The sequence below is a fragment of the Flavobacterium sp. RSB2_4_14 genome, from assembly GCF_051547085.1.
Lineage (GTDB): Bacteria > Bacteroidota > Bacteroidia > Flavobacteriales > Flavobacteriaceae > Flavobacterium.
The window spans coordinates 1-26,464 of the sequence record NZ_JBPTTL010000007.1; the positions used below are offsets into that span (position 1 = coordinate 1).

General features: G+C 34.0%; 26 protein-coding genes and 1 tRNA gene. 11 read left to right on the forward strand and 16 right to left on the reverse strand.

Going from position 1 to position 26,464, the window contains the following annotated elements; all coding sequences use genetic code 11:
- The coding region (locus tag ACSVH2_RS11675) for a T9SS type B sorting domain-containing protein (RefSeq protein WP_438093367.1) at positions 1–355 on the forward strand (355 nt) is incomplete at its 5' end.
- 97 nt (positions 356–452) lie between these two features.
- Here ACSVH2_RS11675 and ACSVH2_RS11680 read toward each other — a convergent pair.
- Both ACSVH2_RS11680 and ACSVH2_RS11685 read right to left on the reverse strand, forming a co-directional pair.
- Positions 453–527 (reverse strand) — tRNA-Val (locus ACSVH2_RS11680).
- A gap of 59 nt (positions 528–586) precedes the next feature.
- On the reverse strand, positions 587–1,807 hold the full coding sequence (locus ACSVH2_RS11685; protein ID WP_438093368.1) for a bifunctional folylpolyglutamate synthase/dihydrofolate synthase: 1,221 nt from the start codon (positions 1,805–1,807) through the stop codon (positions 587–589).
- A gap of 130 nt (positions 1,808–1,937) precedes the next feature.
- On the opposite strand from ACSVH2_RS11685, the gene ACSVH2_RS11690 reads away from it, so the two are divergent.
- Genes ACSVH2_RS11690 through ACSVH2_RS11700 form a run of 3 tightly spaced genes read left to right on the forward strand, consistent with a single transcriptional unit; the run spans position 1,938 to position 3,582 of the window.
- Complete coding sequence (locus ACSVH2_RS11690; RefSeq protein WP_438093475.1) at positions 1,938–2,651, forward strand: MotA/TolQ/ExbB proton channel family protein; 714 nt, start codon at positions 1,938–1,940, stop codon at positions 2,649–2,651.
- Entirely contained in the window at positions 2,632–3,027 is a 396-nt protein-coding gene (locus ACSVH2_RS11695; protein ID WP_438093369.1) for an ExbD/TolR family protein, read from the forward strand. The genes ACSVH2_RS11690 and ACSVH2_RS11695 overlap by 20 nt, the downstream gene beginning before the upstream one ends.
- Positions 3,028–3,045: 18 nt before the next feature.
- Complete coding sequence (locus tag ACSVH2_RS11700; RefSeq protein WP_438093370.1) at positions 3,046–3,582, forward strand: hypothetical protein; 537 nt, start codon at positions 3,046–3,048, stop codon at positions 3,580–3,582.
- A gap of 41 nt (positions 3,583–3,623) precedes the next feature.
- Here the strand turns inward: ACSVH2_RS11700 and ACSVH2_RS11705 are convergent, their stop codons facing one another.
- Positions 3,624–4,511 (reverse strand): energy transducer TonB, encoded by an 888-nt coding sequence (locus ACSVH2_RS11705; protein ID WP_438093371.1) that lies wholly within the window; start codon positions 4,509–4,511, stop codon positions 3,624–3,626.
- 79 nt (positions 4,512–4,590) lie between these two features.
- A complete protein-coding gene (locus ACSVH2_RS11710; protein ID WP_438093372.1) occupies positions 4,591–5,817 on the reverse strand; it encodes a Glu/Leu/Phe/Val dehydrogenase dimerization domain-containing protein in 1,227 nt (408 codons plus the stop codon).
- A gap of 98 nt (positions 5,818–5,915) precedes the next feature.
- Between ACSVH2_RS11710 and ACSVH2_RS11715 the strand changes: the two genes are divergently transcribed.
- Positions 5,916–6,080 (forward strand): hypothetical protein, encoded by a 165-nt coding sequence (locus tag ACSVH2_RS11715; protein ID WP_438093373.1) that lies wholly within the window; start codon positions 5,916–5,918, stop codon positions 6,078–6,080.
- 317 nt (positions 6,081–6,397) lie between these two features.
- Positions 6,398–6,790 carry a hypothetical protein gene (locus tag ACSVH2_RS11720; protein WP_438093374.1) on the forward strand — a complete coding sequence of 131 codons (393 nt, stop codon included), beginning with the start codon at positions 6,398–6,400 and terminating at the stop codon, positions 6,788–6,790.
- A 78-nt stretch (positions 6,791–6,868) separates the two neighbouring features.
- Here the strand turns inward: ACSVH2_RS11720 and ACSVH2_RS11725 are convergent, their stop codons facing one another.
- Positions 6,869–7,939, reverse strand: a complete 1,071-nt coding sequence (locus ACSVH2_RS11725; RefSeq protein WP_438093375.1) for an anhydro-N-acetylmuramic acid kinase — start codon at positions 7,937–7,939, stop codon at positions 6,869–6,871.
- Positions 7,940–8,034: 95 nt separating this feature from the next.
- Here ACSVH2_RS11725 and ACSVH2_RS11730 point away from each other — a divergent pair, with 95 nt between their 5' ends.
- The 4 genes from ACSVH2_RS11730 (at position 8,035) to ACSVH2_RS11745 (ending at position 12,088) form a co-directional block, all read left to right on the forward strand.
- On the forward strand, positions 8,035–9,174 hold the full coding sequence (locus tag ACSVH2_RS11730; RefSeq protein ID WP_438093376.1) for an acyl-CoA dehydrogenase family protein: 1,140 nt from the start codon (positions 8,035–8,037) through the stop codon (positions 9,172–9,174).
- A 111-nt stretch (positions 9,175–9,285) separates the two neighbouring features.
- Positions 9,286–9,963: an SDR family NAD(P)-dependent oxidoreductase gene (locus tag ACSVH2_RS11735; RefSeq protein WP_438093377.1), complete on the forward strand. Its 678-nt coding sequence runs from the start codon at positions 9,286–9,288 to the stop codon at positions 9,961–9,963.
- A gap of 3 nt (positions 9,964–9,966) precedes the next feature.
- Positions 9,967–10,569 (forward strand): SprT-like domain-containing protein, encoded by a 603-nt coding sequence (locus tag ACSVH2_RS11740; protein WP_438093378.1) that lies wholly within the window; start codon positions 9,967–9,969, stop codon positions 10,567–10,569.
- Between the two features lie 457 nt (positions 10,570–11,026).
- Positions 11,027–12,088, forward strand: a complete 1,062-nt coding sequence (locus tag ACSVH2_RS11745) for a mannose-1-phosphate guanylyltransferase (RefSeq protein WP_438093379.1) — start codon at positions 11,027–11,029, stop codon at positions 12,086–12,088.
- Between the two features lie 28 nt (positions 12,089–12,116).
- Here the strand turns inward: ACSVH2_RS11745 and ACSVH2_RS11750 are convergent, their stop codons facing one another.
- The 7 genes from ACSVH2_RS11750 to gcvP all read right to left on the reverse strand — a co-directional run bounded on the left by ACSVH2_RS11750 (position 12,117) and on the right by gcvP (position 19,693).
- The gene (locus ACSVH2_RS11750; protein WP_438093380.1) at positions 12,117–12,881 is read right to left on the reverse strand and encodes an ABC transporter ATP-binding protein; all 765 of its coding nucleotides are present in this window, start codon (positions 12,879–12,881) and stop codon (positions 12,117–12,119) included.
- A complete protein-coding gene (locus tag ACSVH2_RS11755) occupies positions 12,882–13,628 on the reverse strand; it encodes an MlaE family ABC transporter permease (RefSeq protein ID WP_438093381.1) in 747 nt (248 codons plus the stop codon). It lies immediately after the preceding gene.
- Positions 13,629–13,682: 54 nt separating this feature from the next.
- Entirely contained in the window at positions 13,683–14,531 is an 849-nt protein-coding gene (locus ACSVH2_RS11760) for a glycosyltransferase family 2 protein (protein ID WP_438093382.1), read from the reverse strand.
- Positions 14,531–15,055, reverse strand: coding sequence for a methyltransferase (locus ACSVH2_RS11765; RefSeq protein WP_438093383.1), 525 nt, complete (start codon positions 15,053–15,055; stop codon positions 14,531–14,533). The genes ACSVH2_RS11760 and ACSVH2_RS11765 overlap by 1 nt, the downstream gene beginning before the upstream one ends.
- A 97-nt stretch (positions 15,056–15,152) precedes the next feature.
- Positions 15,153–16,211 (reverse strand): 3-oxoacyl-ACP synthase III family protein, encoded by a 1,059-nt coding sequence (locus ACSVH2_RS11770; RefSeq protein WP_438093384.1) that lies wholly within the window; start codon positions 16,209–16,211, stop codon positions 15,153–15,155.
- Positions 16,212–16,335: 124 nt separating this feature from the next.
- Positions 16,336–16,713: a group III truncated hemoglobin gene (locus ACSVH2_RS11775; RefSeq protein WP_438093385.1), complete on the reverse strand. Its 378-nt coding sequence runs from the start codon at positions 16,711–16,713 to the stop codon at positions 16,336–16,338.
- A 136-nt stretch (positions 16,714–16,849) separates the two neighbouring features.
- Positions 16,850–19,693: an aminomethyl-transferring glycine dehydrogenase gene (gene gcvP, locus ACSVH2_RS11780; protein ID WP_438093386.1), complete on the reverse strand. Its 2,844-nt coding sequence runs from the start codon at positions 19,691–19,693 to the stop codon at positions 16,850–16,852.
- Positions 19,694–19,869: 176 nt separating this feature from the next.
- On the opposite strand from gcvP, the gene ACSVH2_RS11785 reads away from it, so the two are divergent.
- Complete coding sequence (locus ACSVH2_RS11785; protein ID WP_438093387.1) at positions 19,870–20,643, forward strand: hypothetical protein; 774 nt, start codon at positions 19,870–19,872, stop codon at positions 20,641–20,643.
- Positions 20,644–20,683: 40 nt separating this feature from the next.
- On the opposite strand, the gene ACSVH2_RS11790 is transcribed toward ACSVH2_RS11785, so the two are convergent.
- The 4 genes from ACSVH2_RS11790 to ACSVH2_RS11805 all read right to left on the reverse strand — a co-directional run bounded on the left by ACSVH2_RS11790 (position 20,684) and on the right by ACSVH2_RS11805 (position 26,402).
- Positions 20,684–22,114 carry a T9SS type A sorting domain-containing protein gene (locus tag ACSVH2_RS11790; RefSeq protein ID WP_438093388.1) on the reverse strand — a complete coding sequence of 477 codons (1,431 nt, stop codon included), beginning with the start codon at positions 22,112–22,114 and terminating at the stop codon, positions 20,684–20,686.
- A gap of 10 nt (positions 22,115–22,124) precedes the next feature.
- The gene (locus ACSVH2_RS11795) at positions 22,125–23,153 is read right to left on the reverse strand and encodes a hypothetical protein (RefSeq protein WP_438093389.1); all 1,029 of its coding nucleotides are present in this window, start codon (positions 23,151–23,153) and stop codon (positions 22,125–22,127) included.
- A 24-nt stretch (positions 23,154–23,177) separates the two neighbouring features.
- Complete coding sequence (locus tag ACSVH2_RS11800) at positions 23,178–24,191, reverse strand: hypothetical protein (RefSeq protein WP_438093390.1); 1,014 nt, start codon at positions 24,189–24,191, stop codon at positions 23,178–23,180.
- 174 nt (positions 24,192–24,365) lie between these two features.
- The gene (locus ACSVH2_RS11805; RefSeq protein ID WP_438093391.1) at positions 24,366–26,402 is read right to left on the reverse strand and encodes a M3 family metallopeptidase; all 2,037 of its coding nucleotides are present in this window, start codon (positions 26,400–26,402) and stop codon (positions 24,366–24,368) included.
- Between the last annotated feature and the right edge of the window lie 62 nt (positions 26,403–26,464).

Below are 26,464 nucleotides of genomic sequence, written 5' to 3' on the forward strand. Positions count from 1 at the left end.
ATCGTTAGGCAGTCATGTCATCCATGTTTGGGATACCGAAGGCGGCATTTACAGCTGTGAAGAACTGATTATCCAAGACGTTCAAATCATCGATTACCCGCATTACTTCACCCCGAATGGAGATGGCATACACGATACTTGGAATATTGTTGGACTAGCAGGACAACCGTCAGCTAAGATTTACATCTTTGACCGCTACGGAAAACTAATCAAACAGCTTAGTTCCACAGGAACTGGATGGGATGGAACCTACAACGGCCAACTACTACCTTCAACGGATTACTGGTTTAGTGTAGATTATCTAGAACAAAACGTTGCCAAACAGTTTAAAGCCCATTTCTCATTGAAGAGATAAAGAATAAAAAATAAGCAAATTAAAAAAGCCACTCGGAGGAGTGGCTTTTTTATTGGGTGTAAATAAAAAAACTCCACTATTTCTAGTGGAGTTTTTGTGGGCGATGAGGGATTCGAACCCCCGACCCTCTCGGTGTAAACGAGATGCTCTGAACCAACTGAGCTAATCGCCCTGAATGCGAGTGCAAATATAGACTACTTTTTTAATTCTACAAATAAAAATCAATAAAAATTATAAAATTTCTGCAACTACAAAAGTACTACCACCTATGTATATCAAGTCTTTTGAAGATGCATTTTCCTTGGCTTTTTGATAAGCAATTGAAACTGAATTATATATTTCACCACTAAGATTATATTCAGCAGCTTTTGTACTTAAGATTGCTGCATCAAGTCCTCGAGGAATATTGGGTTTACAGAAATAATAAATACCAGTTTTTGGAAATAAGGGCAAAATTTCTTCCAAGTTTTTATCATTTACAACCCCTAGAACAATATGCAGTTTTTCAAACTGTTCTTTTTTTAATTGATTCAAGACAATAGAAAGACCATGAGCATTGTGGGCAGTATCACATATCACTTTTGGATTGCTTCCTAGTTTTTGCCATCTTCCTTGAAGATGGGTATTTTTAATGACATTCAAAAAGCCTTTCTCAATATCTTCTTCGGTAATAGTCAAAAGTTGTTTTTCTTGCAGCACTTTAATAGTTTGCAATACTGTTTTTTTATTGTGAATTTGATAATCGCCCAATAATGCCGATGGATAGGTTTCGTGAATTAAATCAGCTGCAAAATATATTTCAGAATGTGTTGTAGTTGCTTTTGATAAAAAAACTGGCATGGTTTCTTTTGTATATTCACCTATCACGACAGGAATGTTTGGTTTAATAATTCCCGCTTTTTCAAATGCGATAGCTTCTAATGTATTGCCTAAAAACTGTGTGTGGTCTAATCCAATATTAGTAATGACAGAAATCAACGGAGTGATAATATTAGTGGAATCCAATCTTCCACCCATGCCCACTTCAATAATATTGATATCTGTTTTCTCTTTCACAAAATACTCAAAAGCCAATCCAACACTCATCTCAAAAAAACTCAACTCATTCGCTTCAAAAAACGACTTGTTCTTGTTGATAAATTCGCATACATAATCTTCTGAAATAGGTTGCCCATTAATTAGAATTCGTTCTCTATAATCTTTTAAATGTGGAGATGTATATAAACCCACTTTATATCCTGCTTCTTGTAAAACCGAAGCCAATAGGTGAGAAGTGGAACCTTTACCATTGGTTCCAGCGACATGAATACATTTCAAATGTTGTTCAGGATTTCCTAAATGTTTGGCTAACAAAACAGTATTGGTAATGTCTTTTCGATAGGCACTTGCGCCTTGCATTTGATACAAAGGCAATTTGTTAAACATCCAATCTAAAGTTTCTTTGTAGTTCATAATTTCATGAAAAAATTAAACTGTCGATATACTTTAATATATATTTTTTCGTTTATATTGTGGCACGCATTCAACAAGTGCAAAATTGATATTATTTTCAGAATTAATAGTCAAAAAATAAATAAATATGATCAGTACATTTTTACAGTTACAAGTTGATACATTGGCTCAAGCTATACCTTCAGTGGATACTACAAATAATCCTTTAACCAATGAGGTTTCTGTTTTAGAATTTATTTTCAAAGGTGGTATTTTTTTAATACCCATTGCTATTCTATTATTTTACACTTTATATCTCGTTTTTGAAAGATACTTGTATATAAGCAAAGCCGCCAAGATTGATAATCATTTAATGAATGATGTCCGCAATCATTTGAATAACGCCAATATTGACATGGCAGTAAATGCTGCGGAAAGAAGTGGTTCATCTCAAGGAAATATTTTAAAAGAAGGCGTACTTACTATTGGGAGACACATCAATGAAATAGAATCTAATATGGATCGCGCTGCCAATATCGAAATTGGCTATATGGAAAAACATCTTGGCCAATTAGGGCTTATTGCTGGTATTGCGCCAACGCTTGGTTTCATTGGAACGATTTCGGGAGTTATTAAAATTTTCTACAGTATTTCGGTGACAGAAGATATCAGTATCGGAAATATTTCTGGTGGATTGTATGAAAAAATGATTAGTAGTGGTGCTGGTTTGATAGTAGGAATTATTGCCTATAGTGCTTACCACTTATTCAATGGAAGAATTGATGCCTTTTCATTGGCTATCCAAAAACAAGTATTAGAATTTATCAATATAATTCAAAGACCAAATGGCAATAAAGCGAAATAAACGATTTCATGCAGAAGTCGCCACATCCTCTTTGAGCGACATTATGTTTTTCTTATTGTTGTTTTTCCTAATCATTTCTACGTTGGCAAACCCAAATGTGATCAGAATGACATTGCCAAAATCGAAAACTAATGAAAAGACCAATAAACAGTTAATTACCTTGTCGGTTACTGAAGAAAAACGATTTTTTGTAGATAAAGAAGAAGTAGGTTTTGACCAATTAGAAGCCAAGTTATTATCCAAAATGAATCCAGCAAAAGACTTAACTGTTGTGATTAGAATTCCGGCAACTATGCAAGTGCAAGACTTAGTTGATGTTTTGCAAATAGGAGTGAAGAACAAGCTGAAGTTCGTTATTGCTACAAGTCCAAAATAATAATTAATTCATTAAAAGATGAAACTACAAATAGTACTTTTGATGGCGTTTCTATCGACATCAACATTCGCACAAGAAACTGAATTCAAATTCTCGAAAGACGGCTTAACCGATTTTATTGTGACTACTTATGATGGTTCTGCTAAAGACACTTACAACAGAGCATTAGCTTGGGTAAAAGAAAACAGCAAAAAAGGATATAAAGTTGTTTCGGCTGTAGAGAATGAAAAAATGACAATAGAAGGAGGAAAGGAAAATTTTATTTGTAGTAAAGCAGGAGGAACAATTGTTTGTACCTATGCAACTTTTACTATTGAAATATCGTTCAAAGAAGGGAAATATAAATTTGCAGCGATTGGTTTAAGTGAAAAGCCAAATAACTCAACTACTACTATTATTCATAATCTTGATGATTTTTCTGAGTATTATGATAAAGATGGTTCCTTGAAAAAATACAAAGACGATGTTCCAGTAGCGTATGAAACTCTTTTCAATGACTTGAATAAAAATCTCATTCTCTTCATGGATAAAAAGAAAAAAGCAGAAAACTGGTAAAGCACCCCATAAAAAAAGCATCCAAAAGGATGCTTTTCTATTTAGTTTAAACTAAAAGTATAAATAATCTTTCCTACTTGCTTTTCTGGCGCATTACTATCGGCTTGCCATTTGGTATTCATCGCAGCTATTTTTGCTTGGTCAAGTAAACACTTTGCTGTGTTTGTTGTACCTTGCACACCAGCCGTAACACTAATGGTGTTTCCATTTCTATCTACAGAAACTTGCACAGCCACTCGTCCTTGTTCTTGACAAGTATAATCGGGTTGGGGTTTGTTTAGAGCTTTTCGGTTTCCTAACGAATAACCAGAACCACTTCCATTGCCATTACCGTTTCCACTGCCGTTTCCTGAACCTGTACCGCTACCACTTCCTGTTCCACTTCCTGTGCCATTTCCACCGCCAGAACCTGTTCCGCTTCCACTGCCATAATAGCCATTGGAATTTAAATTCCCATTGGCACTACCTTTATTTCCGCCTTTTGTATCATTTCCATCACCGCCTTTGTTGCCACTTAAAATACTTGATAAAGCATCGTCAGCACTTTTAGAAACTTTTGGTTTTTCAACTACAGGTTTAACGTCTTTTTTGACTTCAACAGGTGCTTTCTTTACATTCTCTTTCTTCGGAATAACAACATCATTATCGGCATTATCATCCGAAATAATATCCTCATCTGCAGAAGTAGCTGTAGGAGTAACTTTGGCTTGGTCTTTCACATTCAAAACTTCGCTTTTATAATTATCGCCCATGCCATAATCACTATCGCCAAAATTCATTTCGATGCCACCACCGCCACCACCGCCCATAAGTTTCATATTTGATGGAGGCCAAAAACGAGCTAGGAAAAGTAAAAACAAGAGTAAGGCATAAACCAAAATGGTTAATCCCAAAGATTTCTTTTCGTCATTTGAAATTTCAAAACTCATAGCAATGCTGTTGTTTGTTCTGTATGATAATAACGTTTAAAAGTAATAAATATTGTTTAAACTCAATTGATTTTTTATCCTAAACCAATTGGCTCAAAGCAATTTCAAAAGCTGTCGCACTAATATTCTTTTTATTAGCATGCAAATTGTGTGCCTTTTCTAAAGCTCTTTTAATCGTTTCCGAAATATCATAAAAAATAGCCTCGTCTGTCATCTGCACTTTTTTCTCCATGAAGTAAGCAAAAACTCTTGCCATACCACAGTTGGAAATAAAATCAGGAATCAAACTCACTTTGCTATCGGTTTCTTCCATGATGCTACCGAAAAAGATTTCTTTGTCAGCAAAAGGAACATTCGCACCACACGAAATCACTTCCAATCCATTGGCAATTAAATTATCGATTTGGTCTTTAGTAACCAATCTTGAAGCGGCACAAGGTGTAAAAATATCAGCACCCAATGTCCAAATTTTCTCGTTGATAGTTTCAAACGGTATCATGTTTTCGGCTACCAATTTGTTACCATCTTTATTCAAGAACAATCTTTTGATTTCGTCAAAAGAAAATCCTTCTTCGTTAATGATTCCACCATCGCGGTCAATAATACCAATAACTTTCGCACCCATTTCTGCCAAATAAAAAGCAGCAGCCGAACCTACATTCCCAAACCCTTGCACAATCGCTTTTTTGCCTTGCACATCGCCACCATAAATATGATAGTAATGGCGCACTGCTTCGGCAACACCATAACCAGTAATCATATCGGCAACAGTATATTTACGTAAAACATCTGGAGAGAATTTCGGGTTTTCAATTACCTTGATAACACCTTGACGCAATTGGCCAATTCTGTTGATTTTATCAGCTTCTGTTGGTTTGAAGTGACCGTTGAAAACGCCTTCTTGCGGATGCCATACACCACATTCCTCTGTAAACGGAATAACTTCGTGAATTTCATCCACATTCAAATCACCACCAGTACCATAATAACTTTTTAACAAAGGCGAAACCGCTTTGTACCAACGTTGCAAAACGCCTTTTTTTCTTGGATCATTTGGGTCAAAGTTAATCCCAGATTTTGCACCACCAATTGCAGGACCAGAAACAGAAAATTTCACTTCCATAGTCTTAGCAAGCGAAAGCACTTCGTTCATGTCCAATCCTTTTCTCATTCTTGTTCCTCCGCCGGCAGCACCGCCACGAAGACTATTGATTACCGTCCAGCCTTCGGCTTCCGTTTCTGCATCTTTCCAGTTGAAAACTATTTCGGGTTCTTTATTCTCGAATTTTTTTAATAATTCTTTCATTATATTTAATTATTTGTGGTGCAAATATAGGAAATACGAATTATGAATTGGGAATTACAAATTAGTTATGTTTTGATATTTTTTTAATTGAATTTAGATTGGTAGGAAATGGTCACACATTGGTCGGAAATGGAAAGAATCACATCAGAAATGGCAATCGTGATGACGGAAATGATAAGACTCACATCGGAAATGGTTTCTCTTCACTAAGAAATTGCAATTGTGACGACGGAAATGAAAAGAATCACAGCGGAAATGACTAAACACACATCGGAAACGGTTTCTCTGAACAAAGAAATGGCAATCGTGACAAAGGAAATGAAAAGAATCACATCGGAAATGACAATTGTGATGGCGGAAATGACAAGAATCAGAGCGGAAACGGTCTCTCTTCACTAAGAAATGGCAATCGTTACGACGGAAATTCCAAGTTTCAGACTGAAAATAATCTAAAGCATTACCAAAATAATTTTTTTGAGTATGAAATAGTTAATACTTTGCTATAAATTATAACTAAGATTTTGATATGTTTGTAATATTAATGCAGTATGATACAATTATAAATATAAGCTAGTTCAATATGAAAAATAGAATTTACACAATGATCTTGCTTGTAATTGCTACTTTAGTAAATGCCCAAACAAAAACCGAAATGAATTTGGCAAAAGCTAAGTATGAAAAACTCAAAGTCGGGGATTATGTAAAAGTGTATATGCAAGTGAGGAATTTTGGTGATTTTGAATGCGCTGGTAACTTTGATGATAATAGAAAATTCAATCCAGAAACAGATTTTATACTTAGTGGAAAAGTAACAGAAAAGTTTATGATTGATGGACCAAATTGGTATGTGAAAATTAAAATCAAAAAAATGACTTGGCGAAATAAAGGTGTAAAAAAAATGGTTGTGCTACTAGAAGAAATGAAAATTGGAACAATTGCCACATTTAATTTGTGGAATATGGAGATTGAATAAAAAAACACTATTACTAATAATCTTTTTGTAACAATCATGTGGCTTAGGATTGCTCCGCCAACAATTGAATCATATTCTTTAATTCAAACCATAAACCACACCACTACTGTGATCCCTAACAGCACCAGTAACACTGCTTAGAACATTAATCTCGTTTCTTAATTTTAATATACCGAGCAGTCCAAAAATCAATGCCTCTTTATATTCCAATGTTTTTTCATCAGGAATAACAAGAGTTAGTTCAGGTAAATAATCTTCCATGCACTCCAACAAAAAAGTGTTGTAAGCTCCGCCACCGGTAACCAGCATTTTTCCTTTTCTTTCGGGTAACGCAAAGGCAGTTTGTTTGGCAATATGTTTGACAAAAGTGTGCATTTTATCTGCAATAGGAATATCATAACTATCCATTAACGGAAGTACCATAGTTTTGACAAATTCAAAACCTAATGATTTTGGATATGGTTTTTGGTAATAGTATAAGTTGTCGAGTTCTTCCATTAAACCCATATCTGTTTCTCCCGAACGAGCTATAGCACCTTTATCATCATAGGCAAAACCCAATTGATTCGCATAATAATTCAAAACCGTATTTACAGGTGAAATATCAAAAGCAATACGCTTGCCAGCTTGCTCAAACGAAACATTTGAAAAACCACCAAGGTTCAAACAATAATCATAATCAGAAAAAAGAATTCTATCACCAATAGGAACCAAAGGCGCACCTTGTCCACCCAATTGCACATCTTGTACTCTAAAATCACAAACTACTGTTTCATTTACAATTTTTGCTATTTCAGGAAGATTACCTATTTGTAACGTGAACCCATTTTGTGGTTGGTGCAAAATAGTGTGACCATGACTACAAACGGCATCAAGATTTTTTATTTGGTGTTTATCGATAAACGTTTTGATGATATTCCCTAAAAGGACAGTGTAATCTTCATTGAGTTGAACCAATTTTTCAGTAGAAAAGTCAACGGCAGTTTTCAAATTGTTTAACCAAAGCAAATCATATTCAATGGTGTCACATTCCAAAATTTTATAGTCCCATTTCCCGTCAGTAATACTGAAATGGATATGAGCCAAGTCAATACCATCAAGCGAAGTGCCTGACATAACTCCAATAATATTATAAGTTTGTTTAAACATTATCTAAATTAACGAAAACGTTTGAAATTTTAAGTTTTATATCCTATTTTTGCACACCAAAAGTAACCAAACATCAAACATAATCACAACATCTAATGGATTTTAATTTAACCGAAGAACATTTAATGATTCAACAAGCAGCGCGAGATTTTGCAGTTGCCGAATTGTTGCCTGGCGTAATTGAAAGAGACGAACACTCAAAATTCCCTACTGAACAAGTCAAAATGATGGCTGAGCTAGGTTTCATGGGAATGATGGTTGACCCAAAATATGGTGGTTCAGGTTTGGACAGTATTTCCTATGTTTTGGCAATGACCGAAATTGCAAAAATTGATGCTTCAGCGGCAGTTATTATGTCGGTGAATAATTCATTAGTATGTGCTGGAATGGAAAGATACTGTTCAGAAGAACAAAAAATGAAATACCTAGTACCATTAGCAAAAGGAGAAGTAATCGGTGCCTTCTGTTTATCAGAACCAGAAGCGGGAAGTGATGCAAGTTCGCAAAAAACGACTGCCAAAGACATGGGTGATTACTATTTGCTAAACGGAACCAAAAACTGGATAACTAATGGAGGAACAGCGTCAACCTATTTAGTAATGGCACAAACCGATGTCGAAAAAGGACACAAAGGAATCAATGCCTTTATCGTTGAAAAAGGATGGGCAGGTTTTGAAATTGGTCCAAAAGAAAAGAAAATGGGAATTCGTGGAAGCGATACACATTCTTTGATGTTCACTGATGTAAAAGTGCCAAAAGAAAACAGAATAGGAGCAGACGGTTTCGGATTTAACTTTGCTATGAATGTATTGAACGGTGGAAGAATCGGTATTGCTTCACAAGCATTAGGAATTGCAACAGGTGCTTATGAATTGGCATTAAAATATTCACAAGAAAGAAAAGCGTTTGGCAAGGAGATTTTCAAACACCAAGCCATAGCTTTCAAATTAGCCGATATGTATGTTAAAATTACGGCTGCTAAACTATTAATCATGAAAGCCGCTTGCGAAAAGGACGAAGGCAAAGACATTGCACACTCTGGTGCTATGGCAAAACTATACGCTTCAGAAATTGCTCTAGAAGTAGCTAACGAAGCTGTTCAAATCCATGGTGGAAACGGTTACGTAGCAGAATTCCATGTGGAACGTATGATGAGAGATTCTAAAATCACTCAGATTTATGAAGGAACTTCAGAAATTCAAAGAATTGTAATCTCAAGAGGATTGGTTTCTTAGACATTAAGATATTTAAAATTTGTTATTTTAAACAAATTGAAACTATTTTGCAAACCCTTTTAGGAAACTAAAAGGGTTTTGTTATTATCTTAGCATTCAGAAAAAAAATACATGAAAAATATCATCATCACAGGAACATCAAGAGGAATAGGGTACGAATTAGCATTACAATTCGCCAATGCAGGCCATCAAGTGTTAGCCATTTCCAGAAAAATTCCTCAAGTTTTAATTGAAAACGAAAACATCACTTGTCTTTCAGTTGATTTAGGAAATGAATCAGCTTTAGCTGAGGTTGAAAACTTCCTTTCACATACTTGGAAAAGAGTTGATGTTATTATTCACAATGCAGGAAGTTTATTGAACAAACCCTTTGCGCAAACCACACAAGAAGATTTTGAAAGTGTGTATAAAGTCAATGTTTTTGGAGTTGCCAACCTTACTCGAGTATGTTTGCCTTATTTGAAAAAAGGAAGTCATGTGGTTTCCATTAGTTCTATGGGAGGAATTCAAGGCAGTATGAAATTCGCCGGACTTTCAGCATACAGTTCCAGTAAAGGCGCAGTAATTACATTATCAGAACTGTTAGCCGAAGAATATAAGGAACAAGGTATTGCTTTCAATGTTTTAGCGCTTGGAGCAGTCAATACCGAAATGCTTCAAGAAGCTTTTCCAGGATACGAAGCGCCAATTTCTGCCACTGAAATGGCGGATTATATTTTTAATTTCGCTCTCACTGGAAATAAATATCATAACGGAAAAATAATTCAGGTTTCATCTTCAACGCCATAATCTTTGAGCGAAGTACTTTCAAAATACCTTCCAGAACATTCCGTTCATTCTTGCTTTGAATTAATCAAAAGCAATAATGTGCATTTGAAAATCGTCAACGAGCGGCAAACCCGTCATGGAGATTATCGAAGAGCAATAGGAGGAAAGCATGAAATCACTGTAAATGCTAATTTGAATAAATACCGATTCTTGATAACGTTGGTTCACGAAATCGCCCATTTGGTTGCCTATGAAAAATATGGTCGAATAATAAAACCTCATGGCAACGAGTGGAAGCACACTTTTCAACGATTGATGGTTCCATTCATTCGTCCCGAGATTTTTCCTCATTCGGTTTTGCCTTTGGTGGCCAATCATTTTAGAAACCCAACAGCTAGTAGTGATACCGATGCTCGATTGGCTTTTGCTTTGAAACAATTTGACGAACGAAAACCCGATATTCATTTCATTCACGAAGTGCCAAGCGGAAATTTATTCCGAATAAAAAACGGTAGAATTTTCCAGAAAAAAGGACTTCGGGTAAAACGCTATGAATGCCTAGAAGTGAAAACGGGAAGATTGTATTTGTTTAATGCCAATGCTGAGGTGGAAATTTTACCGAGTTAATTATGATAAAGAAAAAGCCTTATTTATTGTTTTTTATAGTCTCAATTCTATTTTTGATAGGTTCTTTTTTCAAAAATAGTATTAACAGTATTAATTTTGGAGACACATACTTTGTGATAACGGACAATCATCTTTATAAGTTATTTTCAGTATTACTTCTTCTCGGTTGTTTTATATATTGGGGACTCGATAAGCTAAAGTTTCAATTCATTACTCTGATTTCCAAAATACATATTTATGGAACATTAATTATGCTTTTGTCACTTCTCTATTTTAGTTATAAAAACGCAATAGTCACTCATCCCAAAAGTGTTGAAGAATTATTAAATCCAACAGATTACAATTTACGAATGAGTATAAATTTGTTAGTTATAATATTCCTTCAAATTCTGTTTATTATAAATATATTTGTTTCACTAATTATAAAAATGAGATTGCTTCGTGCCTCGCAATGACAATGAATAAAAATTATTACGCCATATTAATGGCTGGCGGTGTGGGTTCACGCTTTTGGCCAGTAAGTACCACCGATTTTCCGAAACAGTTTCACGACATGTTGGGTTCGGGAGATACTTTGATACAAAAAACATTCAGTCGTTTGTCAAAATTAATTCCAGTAGAAAACATTTTGATTTTAACTAATGAACGATACAATGGTTTGGTTCTCGAGCAATTGCCCATGGTGAAACAAGAGCAAGTATTGTTAGAACCAGCCATGCGCAATACAGCACCTTGTATTTTATATGCTTCGTTAAAAATCCAAAAACAAAATCCCGATGCCGTTATGGTCGTTGCGCCAAGCGATCACTGGATAGAAGATGAAGACGAATTTTCAAGAAACTTGCAACAATGTTTTGATTTCTGTCAAAAAGAAAATGCGTTGATGACATTGGGCATTCAACCTACTTTCCCCAATACTGGTTTTGGGTATATCGAGTTTGATAAAAGTGATACTAATCCAATAAAAAAAGTAAATCAGTTTCGGGAAAAACCCAATTATGAAACAGCAAAATCATTTATTGATGCGGGTAATTTTCTTTGGAATGGAGGTATTTTTATTTGGAGTGTAAAAGCCATTACCGAAGCTTTCGAAAAATTTCAACCCCAAATGAATGCCTTGTTTCAGCAAGGAATGAATAGCTACAATACTCAAAATGAAACACAATTCATTGAGGAGAATTACGCCAAAGCCGAAAACATTTCAATTGATTATGCCGTGATGGAAAATGCGAAAAATGTTTATGTGTTGCCAGCTACTTTTGATTGGAACGATTTAGGAACTTGGGGTTCACTTCACGAAAAACTAGATAAAGATGACCAAAACAATGCTGTGGTAAATGCAACAGTAATTCTCGAAAACGCTTCCAATAACATCATTAGAGCTGATGGAAAAAAACTCATCATCATTGATGGTTTAGACGATTTTATTATTGTTGATAAGGACGATGTTTTGATGATTTACCCAAAAAGTAAAGAGCAAGATATTAAACGAATTACTGCAATGGCAAATAAGTTATAAAAGTAAAGGAGCAAATTTTGCTCCTTTTTTATTCTCCTTTATTCTGTGCTTTCCTAATTTTTTTGAAAAGATTGGAAGAATACACAAAATCAACAATGGCTTCATTATCGGTTTTGAAAATTTCTTTTTTGGAACCTTCCCAAGCTAAAATTCCTTCTTTTAGAAAAATAATTTTATCGCCAATTTCCATCACCGAGTTCATATCGTGCGTATTTACCACAGTGGTAATATTATATTCGACTGTAATTTCATGAATAAGATTGTCAATTAAAATGGCGGTTTTTGGATCCAATCCTGAGTTGGGTTCGTCACAAAAAAGATATTTTGGGTTGTTTACTATAGCTCGAGCTATCGCCACACGTTTTTGCATTCCACCTGAAATTTCAGAGGGTTTTTTGTAATTCGCATTAAGCAAATTCACACGCTTAATGACAAAATTCACACGCTCTCTAATTTCTTCTGCGGATTTATTTGTAAACAGGGTTAATGGGAAACCTACATTTTCTTCTACAGTCATGCTGTCAAAAAGGGCACTTCCTTGAAAAACCATACCTATTTCTGTTCGTAATGTTCTCTTTTCATCAGGTTTTAAATTGGCATAAATTCTTCCATCAAAGGAAATTGTACCTTTATCAGGTGAATGAATTCCCAACAAACTTTTTAATAAAACCGTTTTTCCGGAACCACTTTGTCCAATGATTAAATTGGTTTTTCCTGTGTCAAAAATGGTAGAAATTCCTTTTAACACTTTTGAATTCCCAAAGGATTTTTCTATGTCTTTTACTTCTATCATTTAGGTTAAGAGTAATTGGGTTAATATGTAGTTTACCAAAATAATGGTTACAGATGTCCAAACAAAGGAAACGGTACTTGCTTTTCCCACTTCGAGTGCTCCGCCTTTCATGTAAAAACCATGAAAAGAAGGAATAGTAGCTAATAGCATCCCGAAAAGAAAGGTTTTAATAAAAGCGTAGGCAACGTGAAACGGAATGAATTCTTGTTGTAAACCTTGTACAAAGTCACCACTAGAACCAAATCCACCATAAACTGCGGCTACCCAACCACCAAAAATCCCTAGAAACATACTAATTCCAATTACAAAAGGATACAGTATTAGTGCAATTATTTTTGGGAAAACCAAATAATTCAATGAATTTACACCCATAACTTCCAAAGCATCAATTTGCTCAGTAACGCGCATGGTTCCTATACTTGAGGTTATGAAAGAACCCATTTTACCAGCCATAATTATCGAAATAAAAGTTGGTGCAAATTCTAAAATCACAGATTGTCTTGTGGCAAATCCAATAAGGTATTTTGGAATTAATGGATTAGTAAGATTTAAGGCTGTTTGAATAGAAACTACACCGCCAACAAAGAAAGAGATGAATGCTACAATCCCAAGAGAGTCTATGATTAAATCATCAACTTCTTTGAAAATTAATTTTCTCATCGCCGACCATTTTGTAGGCTTGTTAAAGACTTCTTTCAACATCAAGAAGTATTTCCCAATTTGCGATAAATAGCGCAATAGCATCATAGATTTTAAATATTGGTAAAAATAGTTATAAGTTGTGAGTTATGTGTTTTTACTTTAAAACAATTTTTCTTTCATCTTTTGCAATCTGTAATTCCGAATGAATTTAGCTTGTTCTGCCGTAACCAAAAGTGGTTTTTTTTCTGATTTTGCTTTCCAGAAACCTTTGAGATAATCTAAAAATAATGAAGGTTTCTTTTTTAGCATCGCTAGTTTAGCTGAAGCAATTGTAGTAATTAAAAAGCCATAGCCCAAAGTATAAAATGCTTCACCTTGCTTGTATCTGGCTGTTTTATTGTAGTTTGCTCCCGTTGGTTTGAGGTGTTTGACTTTCAGACTTTCATCGGTTACTACTTTCCAATTATAAAATTTACAAAGTAATTCGTCAACCGTGTCCCAACCCATAGCCGGTTTTAATCCGCCAATTTGTTTAAAAGTTTCCATTCTGTAGGCTTTAAAAGCACCGCGAATATGGTCTTTGTCTGTTAGGTTTTCTAGTATCCAATCACCATTTTTTTCGATATAAGCAAATCCGCCAACCATTCCAATTTTGTCATCCGATTGAAAATGTTTAGCAATGGTTTCAAAATAATTGGATGGAAAAATCAAATCGGCATCGGCTTTTACAATGAAATCATAATTTTCATCTAGTGTTTCTAATCCTTTTTGAAATGCCTGTATCACTTTGCTTCCAGGTAAATGAATAGCATCTGAGGTTTTGTTGACCAAATTAATAAAAGAATACTTATAACAAAAGGATTGTATTATTGCTTCCGTGTTATCAGTAGAACCATCATTTACAACAACAATTTTTTTGGGTAAAATCGTTTGCCCTACTAAAGATTGTAAAGTCATCGGAATGAATTTTTCTTCGTTATAAGTAGGAATGACAATGTAATACTCCATTACTTTACTTTTTCAGCATAAACAATGTAATATCTCGGGGTGAAATAACGAAGTAGCGGACGGAAACCAAATTTCTTAACTGGATGTGTAAATTTTACTCTGTCAATTATTTTCCAACCTGTTTTTTCCAAAAGCCAATCCAATTGCCAATCTTCAAATTCGTGATAATGTCTGTCCCATTTATCGGTTTTACTTCTGTAGGCAGATGAAAACCACAAACGCAATGGAATAGAAATTAATAACTTATCGCATTTTACGTTTTCTAAAACGGTGTATGGGTTCAATAAATGTTCAAAAATTTCAAAGGCGGTAAACACTGAATAAGTTTCATTTTGTAACGCCGTTTGGTCATTATCTAAATCTTCTCCTTTAGTATTTTTAACAGAATACCCATTTTCTTCCATGATTTTGGAAAATGGGTTAGGAACACCTAAATCAAAAATAGTTTCAGAAGTGGAAATATGTTTTTTTAGAAAATCTAAAGTAATGTTGAAGCGTTTGCTTGGATAAGTCTTCTCGTACATTATAAAAATTGTTTCAAGTTTCAAGTTTCATGTTGAAAACGGTTGGTAAAACTAGTGATTTAACTTGAAACTTGTAACCTCAAACTTGAAACAAAAATTACATTTTATAAACAATTGCGTTTACATTCATGCCAGCACCTACTGAGGCAAAAAGAATAATATCTCCTTTTTGAATAGATTGATTTTCAAGTTCTCCTCTCACAAGCATATCATATAAAGTGGGAACAGTTGCTACACTTGAGTTTCCAAGTTTATGAATACTCATGGGCATAATTCCTTCTGGCATTTTTTGGTCGTAAAGTTTGTAGAATCTTTGAACGATAGCTTCGTCCATTTTTTCATTGGCCTGATGAATTAATATTTTTTTCAGTTGGCTGATATCAATTCCACTATTTTCAAGACATTCCTTCATAGCTTTTGGAACATTGCTTAATGCAAATTCATATATTTTTCTGCCATACATTTTTATGTACCGAATGTCTTGATTATTTTCTTTGTTGAAAGAACCACCAAAGAATAAATAATGAGCCTCATCAAAAGCAAATGTAGCCGACTCGTGAGCAAGAATTCCACCTTCATCCGAAGTAGCTTCAATGATGGTTGCTCCAGCGCCGTCAGAATAAATCATAGAATCTCTATCATGTGGATCGACAACTCTAGATAAAGTTTCGGCACCAATAACTAAACATTTTTTTGCCATTCCAGCTTTGATAAAAGCAGTTGCCTGAATAACACCTTCAACCCATCCAGGACAACCAAAAAGCATGTCATAAGCCACACATTTTGGGTTTTTAATTCGTAGGTTATGTTTTACTTTAGAAGCTAAACTCGGCAACATATCACCTTGTATAGCATGTTTTTTTACATCTCCAAAGTTGTGAGCAAATATGATGTAATCTAAAGTTTCAGAATCAATTTTGGAATCTTCAATAGCTCTTTTTGCAGCAATAGTGGCAATGTCTGAAGTTTGTAATTCATCAGACACATAACGGCGTTCTTCAATACCTGTTATATCATAAAATTTTTCAGTAATGACTTCATTTGGCAAAGGAAAAGGCGAGCCATCATCATTTAGGAAAATATGTTTTGTGAAATCTTTATTGGTAACTATTTCTGTTGGGATATAGCATCCTGAACCAGTTATTTTTATATTCATTATTTGTGAATTATATTGTAAAATTATAAATAAAAGTATTTAAATAGTGCTAAAAAAGGAACAATCAACAATGATTTATCAATATTCTATGGAATCGACATAAAAATTATGAAAATCACATTTTTTAGTCTTTTTCTTGAATAATTTTTATTTGCATTATCGTTGCAATGCTTAAAGCTTGTGTTTTGATTTGTTCAGCTTTTTCGCCTTGAAAGTTTTCATCAACTGCATTGTTGAAATGATTGAGCCATATTTTAAATAATTCGGGAGATAAATATTCTTTAGCATTGATGTCTAAATGAATTTGAGTTAAGTTTTTTATATAACCGCCAGTTCCCAGTATAGCTTGCGACCAAAACGTAACTAAAATAGGTAAATGTTCTTCGATTTTAATTTTAACTACATCCGTAAAAATATAACTGATAGCATCGTCCGATAAGAGTTTTTTATAAAACTCATCAACGAGTAAATATAAGTCCTCTTGGTTTTGAATGTCTTTCATTGATTGGCTTATTAGGGGCAAAAATACTATTTTGTCTATTTAAAATTCCTGATTAAAATCATCTTTTAAATGAAAAGGTTTCAAATTATAAAACTTGAAACCTTTTATCTTATAAAGTATACTTAAATTTTTTATATTATATATAAGCTTCAATTGGAGCACAACTGCAAACTAAATTTCTGTCACCATACGCTTCATCGGCACGACGAACAGTTGGCCAGAACTTATTATCCGCAACATAATCCAATGGGAAAGCTGCTTGTTCACGAGTATAAGGATAAATCCAATTATCAGTAGTAACCATCATCAATGTATGTGGTGCATTTTTCAAAACATTGTTTGGGTTTTCAATGGTAGCCGATTCTATTTCCTTTCTAATGGATATCATCGCATCACAAAAACGATCTAATTCTTCTAAGTTTTCGCTTTCTGTAGGTTCAATCATTAAAGTTCCAGCCACTGGGAAAGAAACAGTTGGTGCGTGAAATCCGTAATCCATTAATCTCTTTGCAATGTCCGTTACTTCAATTCCTTTTTCTTTAAAAGGGCGACATTCCAAAATCATTTCGTGTGCAGCACGACCCATTTCTCCAGAATATAAGGTGTCGTAATGACCGTTTAATTTTTCTTTGATATAATTGGCATTCAAAATAGCATATTCAGTAGATTTTTTCAAACCTTCTGCACCCAACATACAAATATATCCGTAAGAAATTAAGCAAACCAAAGCTGAACCCCAAGGTGCAGCAGAGATTGCAGTAATAGCATCATTTCCACCTGTTGGAATAACAGGATTTGTTGGTAAAAACGGAACTAATTGTGGCGCAACGCAAATAGGACCAACTCCTGGACCACCACCACCATGAGGAATGGCAAAGGTTTTATGTAAATTTAAGTGACAAACGTCTGCACCAATTGTAGCTGGATTGGTCAAACCCACTTGGGCATTCATATTCGCACCATCCATGTAAACTTGTCCACCGTTATCGTGAATAATTTGTGTAATTTCTTTGATAGCACTTTCAAAAACACCATGAGTTGATGGATACGTTACCATCAAACAAGAAAGATTGTCTTTGTGTAAAATGGCTTTTTCACGCAAATCTTCTACGTCAATATTTCCGTTTTCTAATGTTTTTGTAACCACCACTTGCATTCCAGCCATGGCAGCCGAAGCCGGGTTTGTTCCGTGTGCCGATGATGGAATTAAGGCAATATTTCTGTGGTGATCGCCACGAGATTGATGATATGCACGAATAACCATTAATCCTGCATATTCACCTTGTGCGCCAGAATTAGGTTGTAAAGTGGTTCCTGCAAAGCCAGTGATTACATTAAGTTGCTGTTCTAATTTAGTCAACATTTCTTGATAACCTTGTGCTTGATCTAATGGTGCAAATGGATGAATATTGTTCCATTGTGCCATGCTTAAAGGCAACATTTCTGCAGCAGCATTTAACTTCATCGTACATGAACCCAATGAAATCATCGAATGATTTAACGCTAAATCTTTACGCTCTAACATTTTGATGTAGCGCATTAAAGCCGTTTCTGAATGGTATTTATTGAAAACATCATGTTGTAAAAAGGTTGATGTTCTTTCTAAACTAGCAGGAATTTGATTTTCGTTTAGTAATTCAGAAATTTTAGAAACTTGTTTTCCATTTGCTTCAGCAAAAATCGAAACTATTTTATTTAAATCAGCAATACTGGTAGTTTCATTCAACGAAATGGAAACCGTATTTTCATCAACGTAATAAAAGTTAACTTCATTTCTTTCTGCAATTTCTTTTACTTTTTTAGAAGCTGTTTTGATAACAATAGTATCGAAATAGGCCGTATTTGTTTGATATAAACCAAGTTTCTCTAATTCATTTGCTAAAGTGGCTGCAGAAGCATGTACTTTATTGGCAATATATTTCAACCCTTTTGGACCATGATAAACCGCATACATTCCTGCCATAACAGATAATAAAACCTGCGCGGTACAAATATTTGAAGTTGCTTTATCACGTTTAATGTGTTGTTCACGAGTTTGTAACGCCATACGTAATGCACGATTTCCGTCAGTGTCAACCGTTACACCGATAATCCTTCCTGGCATGGAACGCTTGTATTCTTCTTTTGTAGCAAAATAGGCTGCATGTGGTCCACCATAACCTAATGGAATTCCGAAACGTTGTGTAGTACCTAAAACTACATCAGCACCCATTTCTCCTGGAGGTGTTAATTTCACTAAACTTAAAATATCCGCTGCCACGGCAACTTTAATTTCGTTGTTTTTTGCTTTGGCAATAAATCCAGCATAATCATGAACTTGTCCATATTTCCCTGGATATTGAAGGATTGCTCCATAAAACTCATTTGAAAAATCAAATTCTTCATGATTTCCTATTACTAATTCAACACCAATAGGAGTTGAACGCGTTTGTAAAACAGATAAAGTTTGAGGTAAAATTTCTTCTGAAACAAAGAATTTATTCACATTATTTTTCTTTTGATCACGAGAACGAACATCAAAAAGTAACGCCATAGCTTCTGCAGCGGCAGTTCCTTCGTCAAGAAGTGATGCATTTGCAATTTCCATTCCGGTTAGTTCGATAACCATCGTTTGAAAATTTAGAATTGCCTCTAAACGACCTTGTGCAATTTCTGCTTGATACGGTGTGTAAGCAGTGTACCAACCCGGATTTTCAAAAACATTTCTTTGAATTACCGCAGGAATAATAGCTTGGTTGTAGCCCAAACCGATATAGGATTGGAACATTTTATTTTTATCACCTAACTTTTTTATATGGTTTGCAAACTCATATTCGGTCATGGCAGGTTCTAAATCCAAATCTGATTTTAAGCGAATATCATCTGGTAGCGTTTCAAATATAAGTTGCTCCATTGTTTTAGCACCTATAGTTTTCAACAAGTGTTGTAGGTCGTTTTCACTTGGACCTATGTGGCGTAATGCAAATGCGTCTGTTCTCATTAAATAGTAAATTCTTTAGTGTGTTTAGTTGTGCTTGTACCGATGAATATCGGTGTTGTTTTTAACGTCAACAAAAGTAATTATTAAACTCTTAATGTTTGGTTAATTAGCTGTCAAATTTCGTGATTTTTTCAACTAAAAATGGTTGTTATTAACAGTTTGATTAGTTTTGTTGAATGCAGAATTTTAGACGACTTATCGACTTTTACATTCAATCTTCGCTACACGTTGGTTTGGCGGTAGTATCATTGGTTTATGTCACGGTGTTTTCTAATGATTTATCTAAACACATTGTGTATCCAAGTTGTGTTTTTTTTGGAACAATATTGAGCTATAATTTTTTGAAATATTTTGAAGTATTTAGAAGTAAGAATTTCCATTCCAATACCTATTACAGAATTTTGGGAGTTAGTTTTTTGGCTGGAATTGGGTTCTTATTTTGTTTTTTTTGGTTACAAAGAAGTGTTCAAATCCACATTTTAATTTCTGGATTATTTGTGTTACTCTATCCTTTTTTGAGAAAATACGGTTGGTTAAAATTATTTTTAGTGAGTTTTGTTGTGACTTATGTCACGGTTTATATTCCTTATCAAACTATAAAGTGGTTGCCACTCGATTTCTATGCCGATTTATTACAGCGATTTTTAATTCTGACTAGTTTGCTCATTCCATTTGAAATTATGGATAGCAAAACCGATGCAAATGCTTTAAATACCTTGCCACAACTTTTTGGAATTACTCAAGCCAAACTCTTTGGTATATTGTTAGTAATTCCGTTTATGGTTTTGGAATTTTTAAAGCATAGCCCAAGTTATTTGAGTTTAATCATAGGCATGGTCACAGTACTATTTATTCATTTTACTACTTTGTATAGAAACAAATATTTTACTTCTTTTTGGGTGGAAAGTGTGCCGATTTTTTGGTTGATTCTTTTAATTTTATTTCAATAAAAAACCGAAGTGTAAGCTTCGGTTTATTAAAATTATTTTTTTATTTTCTAAGTATCTTTTTTGTACAAGTTTTTCCATCGGCGGTAATATTTACAAAATACATTCCGCTAGCAAAATCAAGATGAATTTCTGTTTTATCTGTGTTTTGATTATTTTGATGGTAGACTTCTATTCCTCTAATATCAAATACTTTGATATTTATTTCGGTATAAACTTGTTTAAGTTCAATATTTAAATATCCATCAGTGGGATTAGGATAAAGCACAATGTTTTTTAGTAAATTATTGTCTGCTATATCTAATGTGCTCATGTTAAATTCACTTGTAGATATGCTACTCCAAAGGTTTGAGTCGTCTTTAAATCGTATATTAAGTTGATGTGTACCAATACCTAAACCTGAATTTTCTGGAATGATAAATGTATTAATATTCACCGTTTGTGACGGTGTTATTGCAATGGCTATTTTATTTGAATAATCGTCATTGAACCAATATTCATATTCAACAATATTTTTTAATACTAAACTTCCATTTTGATTTTTATAGAAAAAACTACTTAAAGTACTGCTTGACAAAGTTGTACTATCTTTAAATCGAATGTTGAATGTATGAATTCCATTTGGAAGAGTAGTGGGAATAACATTGGTGTTCAAGGTAAAAGTTTCTTGATTGTTTGCCGTTTCCGAAACTTTATTAGCATAATCATTATCAAACCAATATTCGTAAGTCACAATTTTTCTATCAAAAGTTGATTGGTCTGGAACTTTGTAAAAAAAGCTACTCAAAGTACTGCTTGTTAATCCTGTGTTGTCTTTGAATCGAATATTGAATATATGGATTCCAAAAGCAAGTGCGGAGGGAACAGCATTGGTATTCAAGGTAAATGTTTCTTGATTATTTGCCGCCACCAACACTTTATTGGCATAATCATTATCAAACCAATATTCATAATTCTCAATAGTTCTATTTAAAGTCGATTGTGCTGGAACTTTATAAAAAAAGCTACTCAAAGTACTGCTTGTTAATCCAGTGTTGTCTTTGAATCGAATATTGAATGTATGGATTCCACCAGCAAGTGTGGAGGGAACAACATTGGTATTCAAGGTAAATGTTTCTTGATTATTTGCCGCTACCGAAACTTTATTGGCAAAATCATTATCAAACCAATATTCGTAATTCATAATAGTTCTATTTAAAGTCGATTGAGTTGGAACTTTATAAAAAAAGCTACTCAAAGTACTACTAAATAATCCATTCGTATCCCATGAGCGAATATTGAAAGTATGAATCCCAGACACTAGATTAGAAGTTGCCACACTAGAATTTATTGTGAGAATAGAAACTGGAGCAACAACTGTGTTTACTTTTTCATTGTAATTATTGTCAAACCAATATTCGTAACCCACAATAGAATTCTGTCCATAAGTCCAAGCAAGGACAAAGAACATTATAAAGGAGAATAAACGTTTCATTTCTATGATTTTAATTAGTTTGTGCTTTCACTAAAACTTGAATGTTAAGTTGTCCAGTTGCATTTGTTTGGGGTGCAATTGTTTTAGATTCAATATGAGGATTTGATGGAATCGCTCCTTCTTTGTATGGGAATAAACCACCATAAATCCCTACTTGAGTGCCATCTAATCCTAAATAGGAACTTGGGTTTTGAAGATGATAGTCTTGAGAGTATGTAAAAACACTACCTGTTAGATTTATAAAAATTGCGTTTTGAGCAATGCCAAAATAGTTTCCAGAGGTAGTTGGTAAAATTCCAAAACTAGGTGCTGCAAACGTACAAAGATTGTTTTTGGCTACATTGCCATTTCCATTAATCAAGTTTCCATAATTAGCTTTTGTAAAAATGTTATTATTTACTTGATTATTGTCACCATTTATAGGGGCTTCATTGCCGTAATTAACATATTCATCCAAAAAAATATTGTTGTTAAACGCATTTCCAATCGAATTAAATACTCTTCCTTGAATTATGGAATTGGAGAATAATACATTTTGAGCATTAGTCAAATCAATATTGCCAACAATGACCGATCCAAACAAACCAAAATTGTTTGATGGAATTGATAAATTTCCTAAAAAATTCAATGTTCCATTAATTTTACATCTTTTTAATACCACTTGGTTAACTGACTCGTTGTCAGAAAAATAAAAGTTTCCATTTACTTCTACTCCTTCCATATAAAAATTATCAGCATTACCTTGTAAAGCAAGATTTCCATTAATGAATGTTTTTCCTGTTGCTGATGTGGTACTTTCGTAATGTCCTGCTCCAAAAACCGCAATTCCTTTGTCAATATTAGATGGAGAAGCAAAAGTTCCACCAGGTAAATAGATAGTGTCATTTGTTACAGCTGCTGTGTAGGCATCAATTAATGGATTTGAACCGCTATACATGGTAGTTGTTCCATTATGATGCAACGCTACTTTTTGTTGTGCATTTAATGATAAACAAATCAAAAAGAGTCCAACAAATAAGGATTTCATAATTGTTTTCATGATTTTTATTTTTAAAATTAAACATTAATTATTTTGTGCTTTCACTTGAACTTGAATATTGAGTTCACCACTAGTATTAGTTTGAGGCGCAATTGTTTTAGAAATTATGTTTGGATTTACGGGTATTGCCAATTCTTTATATGGGAAAAGACCGCCGTAAATTCCCACTTGAATGCCATCTGTCCCTAGATAGGTAGCAGGATTAACCAAATGATAGTCATCTGCATAACTAAAAGCATTGCTGGTTTGGTTTACAAATAAGCCTGTCATGGCTACATTGTTATAATTGTTTACAAAAGTGTTAGAACCAACATTAGGAGTTCCTGAAAAAATATTATTAGAGAAAGTGCTAAGTTCGCAACTAGCATGAATATAGTTTACCCCTGAATATTGTTGTAAAACAATATTATTTGAAATACTTGAATTGTCAACATTATTAAAAACATAAGAAGAGGTATTTAATAAAAATATATTGTTTGAAACTCCCATTTCGGTTCCATTTACAATGTATCCACCTATAATATTATTAGAAAATGATAAAGATTTAGCATTGCTAAAATCGATATAAGCATTTATAACACATTCACGTATCGTATTGTTTAAACACGGAGTAGTGCCATCGCCACCATATCCAATAATATTTATTCTGCAACGTTTAATTACAACGCCATCAACTTTATGATTGTTGAAGAAACTTAGAGTGGAAGCAATTTCAATACCTTCTAATTTTAAGTTATCGGCATTTTCGCCAATAGTCAAACTTCCATTAAGTACTGTTCTATTTGTTGCTACTGTCGCTGCAGGATAATGACCTGCTCCAATTATAACCAGACTTTTATCTATGAATGAAGGATAAGGTAAACTGCCTCCAGGAAGATAAATTACATCACCATTTACAGCAGCATTATATGCATCCGTAAAAGGATCTCCACCTCCAAAAATGGTAACTTCACTACCATGATGAAGCGCTACTTTTTGTTGAGAAAACCCAACAAAACCTAATAAAAATAACATTAGGAATAAGATAGAATTTTTCATAATAAATAAATTTAAATTATTCTTTAAAACACTGTAAATCAGTGTTAAATTATCCATAAATTTATTACTAATTACTTATTAATTCTATGATATATGTCATGTATTTAATGATTTTTAAATAAAAAAACCGAAGCAATACTTCGGTTCCTTATATTATTTAAGTGGCCTAAAAAACTAAATCAATCCAGCTCTTTTTAATAATGCTTCTGGTTTTGGTTCTTGTCCACGGAAGCGTTTATACAATTCCATAGGCAATTCTGTTCCGCCTTTCGAAAGTACATTATCTTTAAATTTAGTAGCTACTTCTTTATTGAAAATACCTTTTTCTTGAAAATAGGCAAACGCATCGGCATCCAATACTTCTGCCCACTTGTAACTGTAATATCCCGAAGAATAGCCACCTTGAAAGATGTGTGAAAATGATGTACTCATGCAGTTCTCTTCTACATCAGGATACAAAGAAGTGCCTTCAAAAGCTACTTTTTCAAACACTTTTACATCAGTAATTTTTTGAGATTTTCCATGATAAGCCATGTCTAAAATTCCGAAACTCAATTGGCGTAAAGTTGCCATTCCTTCTAAGAAACTCGCGCTTTCTTTTATTTTTTCAACATAAATCTGCGGAATAATTTCACCCGTTTCGTAATGTTTGGCAAACAATGCCAAGGCTTCGGCTTCGTAACACCAGTTTTCAATCACTTGACTTGGTAATTCTACAAAATCCCAATAGACCGAAGTTCCAGATAAACTTGGATAAGTCGTGTTGGCTAACATTCCATGTAATGCATGACCAAATTCATGGAACAGTGTTGTTACTTCATTAAAGGTTAGGAGTGAAGGCTTTGTTTCTGTTGGCGGAGTGAAATTACAAACGATAGAAACATGTGGTCTTTCATTTACTCCGTTTTTGATAAATTGTGGTTTGTATGATGTCATCCAAGCGCCATTTCGTTTTCCTTTTCTTGGAAAAAAATCGGAATAGAAAACAGCAACTAAATTATTTTCAAAGTCCAACACTTCAAAAGTTTGTACATCATCGTGGTATTTGTCAATATCAAAAACTTCTTTAAAGGTAATTCCGAATAACTTTTCAGCAATTGTAAATGCTCCATTCAACACATTTTCTAATTTGAAATAAGGTTTCAACAATTCATCATCCAAACTGAATAATTTTTGTTTCAATTTTTCGGAATAATACAAACCGTCCCATTTTTCTAATTGGTCTATTCCGTCAAGCTCTTTGGCGAAAGCGGTTAGTTGGGTAAATTCTTCTTGTGCCGCCGGCTTGGCTTTTTCCAATAAATCATTCAAAAACGAGTGTACTTTTATCGGATTTTGAGCCATTCGTTCTTCCAAAACAAAATGCGAATGTGACTCGTAACCTAATAAATTAGCTCGTTTATGACGCAATTCAACAATGCGTTTTACATTTTCTTTGTTGTCAAATTCGTTGTCATGAAATGATTTTTTTCCAGCTGCAATAGCCATTTCCTTGCGCAATTCACGATTGTCAACATAAGTAACGAAAGGCAAATAACTTGGAAAATCCAATGTAAAAACCCAACCTTCTAATTTTTTTGTCCCGACGCTTCGGGATGCCAAACTTGCTGCCATTTCTTTGGCACCATCAGGTAAGCCTTTCAAATCTTCTTCGTTGGTAATATGTAATTGATAGTTGTTGGTTTCTGCCAAAACATTTTCGCCATACGTCAATTTGATTTTGGCTAATTCGGTATCGATTTCACGTAATATCAACTTGTCATCTTCCGAAAGTAAGGCTCCATTTCTGGAAAATCCTTTGAATTTCTTGTCTAATAAAGTTGCTTGTTCTGGCGTTAAAGTTAAAGTGTCTTTTTGGTCATGAACTGCTTTTACACGTTTGAATAAATCTTCATTCAATGAAATATCATTACCAAAAGCAGTTAACAAAGGAGAAACTTCTTGAGCAATTTTTTGCATTTCGTCACACGTTTCCGCTGAATTCAAATTGAAGAAAATAGATGATAATCTATCTAATTGTTCACCAGCAAAATCTAAAGCAACGATGGTATTTTCAAAAGTTGGTTCATCAGGATTGTTAGTTATTGCATCAATTTCGGCTCTTGCTGTAGCGATATTTTCGATAAAAGCAGGTTTGAAATCTTCCAGTTTTATTTGTGAAAAAGGTGCGGTGTTGTGTTTGGTATTGAATGTTGAGGTAAGTGTTTTCATTTTTAGTTTCACAGAGTTTCACAAAGTTTGTTCACAGAGTTTCACAAAGGACTTTGAGTAAC

Bases quoted from the DNA above. Each gene is read 5' to 3' on its own strand.
- ACSVH2_RS11685 (WP_438093368.1), bottom strand. From the start codon at position 1,807: ATGAACTACAAAGAAACTTTAGATTGGATGTTTAACAAATTGCCTTTG.
- ACSVH2_RS11695 (WP_438093369.1), top strand. From the start codon at position 2,632: ATGGCAATAAAGCGAAATAAACGATTTCATGCAGAAGTCGCCACATCC.
- ACSVH2_RS11700 (WP_438093370.1), top strand. From the start codon at position 3,046: ATGAAACTACAAATAGTACTTTTGATGGCGTTTCTATCGACATCAACA.
- ACSVH2_RS11705 (WP_438093371.1), bottom strand. From the start codon at position 4,511: ATGAGTTTTGAAATTTCAAATGACGAAAAGAAATCTTTGGGATTAACC.
- ACSVH2_RS11710 (WP_438093372.1), bottom strand. From the start codon at position 5,817: ATGAAAGAATTATTAAAAAAATTCGAGAATAAAGAACCCGAAATAGTT.
- ACSVH2_RS11720 (WP_438093374.1), top strand. From the start codon at position 6,398: ATGAAAAATAGAATTTACACAATGATCTTGCTTGTAATTGCTACTTTA.
- ACSVH2_RS11725 (WP_438093375.1), bottom strand. From the start codon at position 7,939: ATGTTTAAACAAACTTATAATATTATTGGAGTTATGTCAGGCACTTCG.
- ACSVH2_RS11730 (WP_438093376.1), top strand. From the start codon at position 8,035: ATGGATTTTAATTTAACCGAAGAACATTTAATGATTCAACAAGCAGCG.
- ACSVH2_RS11735 (WP_438093377.1), top strand. From the start codon at position 9,286: ATGAAAAATATCATCATCACAGGAACATCAAGAGGAATAGGGTACGAA.
- ACSVH2_RS11745 (WP_438093379.1), top strand. From the start codon at position 11,027: ATGAATAAAAATTATTACGCCATATTAATGGCTGGCGGTGTGGGTTCA.
- ACSVH2_RS11750 (WP_438093380.1), bottom strand. From the start codon at position 12,881: ATGATAGAAGTAAAAGACATAGAAAAATCCTTTGGGAATTCAAAAGTG.
- ACSVH2_RS11755 (WP_438093381.1), bottom strand. From the start codon at position 13,628: ATGATGCTATTGCGCTATTTATCGCAAATTGGGAAATACTTCTTGATG.
- ACSVH2_RS11760 (WP_438093382.1), bottom strand. From the start codon at position 14,531: ATGGAGTATTACATTGTCATTCCTACTTATAACGAAGAAAAATTCATT.
- ACSVH2_RS11765 (WP_438093383.1), bottom strand. From the start codon at position 15,055: ATGTACGAGAAGACTTATCCAAGCAAACGCTTCAACATTACTTTAGAT.
- ACSVH2_RS11770 (WP_438093384.1), bottom strand. From the start codon at position 16,211: ATGAATATAAAAATAACTGGTTCAGGATGCTATATCCCAACAGAAATA.
- ACSVH2_RS11775 (WP_438093385.1), bottom strand. From the start codon at position 16,713: ATGAAAGACATTCAAAACCAAGAGGACTTATATTTACTCGTTGATGAG.
- gcvP (WP_438093386.1), bottom strand. From the start codon at position 19,693: ATGAGAACAGACGCATTTGCATTACGCCACATAGGTCCAAGTGAAAAC.
- ACSVH2_RS11785 (WP_438093387.1), top strand. From the start codon at position 19,870: ATGCAGAATTTTAGACGACTTATCGACTTTTACATTCAATCTTCGCTA.
- ACSVH2_RS11790 (WP_438093388.1), bottom strand. From the start codon at position 22,114: ATGAAACGTTTATTCTCCTTTATAATGTTCTTTGTCCTTGCTTGGACT.
- ACSVH2_RS11795 (WP_438093389.1), bottom strand. From the start codon at position 23,153: ATGAAAACAATTATGAAATCCTTATTTGTTGGACTCTTTTTGATTTGT.
- ACSVH2_RS11800 (WP_438093390.1), bottom strand. From the start codon at position 24,191: ATGAAAAATTCTATCTTATTCCTAATGTTATTTTTATTAGGTTTTGTT.
- ACSVH2_RS11805 (WP_438093391.1), bottom strand. From the start codon at position 26,402: ATGAAAACACTTACCTCAACATTCAATACCAAACACAACACCGCACCT.